Annotated in this window: 1 protein-coding gene; it reads right to left on the bottom strand. The window is 73.7% G+C overall.

Going from position 1 to position 3,041, the window contains the following annotated elements; translation table 11 throughout:
- The coding region (locus AB0L71_RS32615) for an AMP-binding protein (RefSeq protein ID WP_365250352.1) at nt 1-3,041 on the bottom strand (3,041 nt) is incomplete at both ends.

A 3,041-nucleotide genomic window follows, 5' to 3' on the forward strand; every position in this document is an offset into this window, starting at 1 on the left:
CCCACATACAGCTCGCCCGCGACCCCGACCGGCACCGGGTGCAGACCCGAATCCAGCACGTATACCCGCATGTTGGGCAGCGGACGACCGATCGGCACGACCTCACGGCCGACCGGTTCGACCACCGGGAAGACGGTGGAGCCGACGGACGCCTCGGTGGGCCCGTACTCGTTGACCAGACGGCCCGGGCCGAGGATGTCCAGGGAGCGGTCCGCCGCACTGCCGGGCAGGGCCTCGCCGGCGACGACCGTCACCGCGGCGAGTTCGTCCGCCTGCTCGGTGGTGAGCTGCGCGGCGAGCAGCTCCAGGTGGCCGGGGGTCAGCTTGACGAAGCTGTACGGGGCACCGGCCGCCAGCGCCCGCCCGAGATCGGCCGGCGCGGTGTCCTGGGCGACGGCGTACACACGCTGCCCGGTGACCAGCGGCGCCCACAGGTTGGGGACGATCAGGTCGAAGGCCACCGAGGAGAACATCGGCGCGCCGCCCGTGCCGCGGGAGGCGAGTTCGCGCGCCGCCCAGGCCACATGGTTGACCAGCCCCCGGTGCGGCACCTCGACACCCTTCGGGGTGCCCGTCGAACCGGACGTGAAGACGACGTACGCGAGCAGGTCCAGGTCGTCGCGGCGCACGGGCGCCGTCCGCGGCCGGTCCGCACCCGCCGTGTCGGCGCACAGCACCCGGGTACCGGCGAACCGGTCCGCGTACGCCGCCGAGGTGAGCGCCACCCGGGCGCCGGAGGTCCGCACGATCGCGGCAACCCGCTCCGCCGGGTACGACGGGTCGACGGGCACGTACGCCCCGCCCGCCTTCCACACCGCGAGCAGAGCGGCGATCAGATCGGGCCCCCGGTCGAGCTGGACCGCGACCCGTGCCTCGTCATCGACACCCTCGGCGCGCAGCGCGTGGGCCAACTGATTTGCTCGGGCGTCGAGTTGGGCGTACGTCAGGGTCTCGTCGGCGAGCGTGACCGCGGGTGCGTGCGGCACCCGGGCGGCCTGCTCCTCGAACCGCTGGAGGACGGAGGCGGTCTCGGCCGGGTGGTGCGTGGCGTTCCACTCGACGAGCTGGCGGTGCAGCTCGTCCGCGGGCAGCGGCACCACACGGGCGTCGCCCGCCGGGTCCTTGACCATCGCGTCCAGGACGGCCGCGTACAGCGCGGTGAGCCGGTCGGCATGCGCGCGGGACAGGGCGTGGGTGTGCGTGGTCATCAGCAGGTAGCCGGCGACCGCGGAGACCGCCAGGTCGAACTCGGTGGCACCCTCGCCGGAGCTGGCCTCCAGGTCGACGCGGTCGGTGTCGACGTGGTCGAAGTCCTGGTAGCTGAAGCGGACATCGAGCAGGCGCGCCACCCCGGCGTCGTGCTGGATCGCCGGCATCGGATAGCGGCGGTGCTCCCACATGCCCGCCTCGTGGGCGAAGACCTCGCGCACGAGCTGCTCCCAGGTGCGGGCGCGGTCGGCGTCGAAGGCGAACGGGAGCGTGTTGAGGTACATGCCGTAGACGCGGTCGGCGCCGGGCGCCTCGGGACGGGCGCTGAAGACGAGACCGGAGTGGAAGCGGTCCTCCTCGGTGAGCAGGCTCAGCGTCTTCAGGTGGGCGGCCAGGAGCACGCTCTTGACCGAGACCCTGGCGCGCGCGGCGAGCGCCCGCAGCCCCGCGTCGAAGGGCTTCAGGTCCACCGCGACACGGAACCGCTCGCGCGGGGCCGTGCGGTCGCCCGCCCAGGCGGCGGGCAGCGTGAAGCGCGCGTTCCCGTCGGTGACGGCCCGCCAGTGCGCCCGGTCGTGCTCGGACTCCAGGGAGCGCAGTTCGGCGGCGACGAAGTCCGCGTACCGGACGGCCGGCGCGGCCGGCGCGGTCCGCTCGGCGCCGTCGCGCTCGCCGCGGTACTCGTCGAGCAGTTCCATCAGCAGGGCCCGGTGGCTCCAGCCCTCGGTGATGGCGTGGCAGACCGTGAGTCCGAGCCGCCAGCCGTCGTCCTCGATGTGCACGGCCATCCGCAGCAGCGGGGCGCGCTCCAGGTCGAAGAGGTCGGCGCGCTCGGCGGCGAGGAACTCCTGGACGGCGGCGCGGCGGGCCGCCTCGTCGAGGCCGCGCAGGTCGTGGACCGTGACCGGGATGCCGGCCTGCGCGTGCACGATCTGCAGGGGCTGCGAGAAACCCTCCAGGTGGAAGGAGGTGCGCAGCATCTCGTGGCGGTCGGCGACGGTGGCGGCGGCCGCGCGCAGCGCCTCGGCGGTGAACGCCCGGGACTCGGTGATCTTGAACGACGACACGTTGTGGTACGCGTGCTGGGAGTCGTCGGCGAGCATCTCCAGGACCATGCCGAGCTGCACCTGCGTCAGCGGGTAGGCGTCCACGGCGTCGGCCGGGAGCGCGTCCCGGTCCTCGTCGGTGACCAGCGCGAACCGTGCGACGGGGGTGTCGACCTCGGTGCGCGCGGGGCGCCCGGTGAGGAACTCGCTCAGTTCGGCGACGGTGCGGTACTCGAAGACGTCCCGCACCCCGATGTCGAACCCGGCCGAACGCAACGCGCCGACCAGGGCGACGGCGCGGATGGAGTGGCCGCCGATCTCGAAGAACCCGTCCTCGACACCGACCCGCTCCAGGCCGAGCACCTGCGCCCACACCTCGGCGATGCGCTCCTCGGCGACCGTGCGCGGGGCGACGTAACCGTCGTCGGCCGCGCCGCCGGCGTCGGGGGCGGGCAGGGCGCGCCGGTCGACCTTGCCGTTGGCGTTCAGGGGCAGCTCGTCGAGCGGCACCAGGGTGGCCGGCAGCATGTACGCGGGCAGCCGCTCGGCCAGGAAGGCACGCAGCCCGGCAGGGTCGGAGGCCGGGGCGACATAGGCGGTGAGCTCGCCCTCGTGCGTCGTCACGAACGCCTCGCGGACGGCGGGGTGGCGGGTGAGCACGGTCTGGATCTCGCCCAGCTCGATGCGGTACCCGCGGATCTTGACCTGGTCGTCGATCCGCCCGAGGAACTCCACGTTCCCGTCGGCGAGTTGACGCACCAGGTCGCCGGTGCGGTAGAGGCGGGC

This window comes from Streptomyces sp. NPDC052052 (assembly GCF_040680455.1).
Lineage (GTDB): Bacteria > Actinomycetota > Actinomycetes > Streptomycetales > Streptomycetaceae > Streptomyces.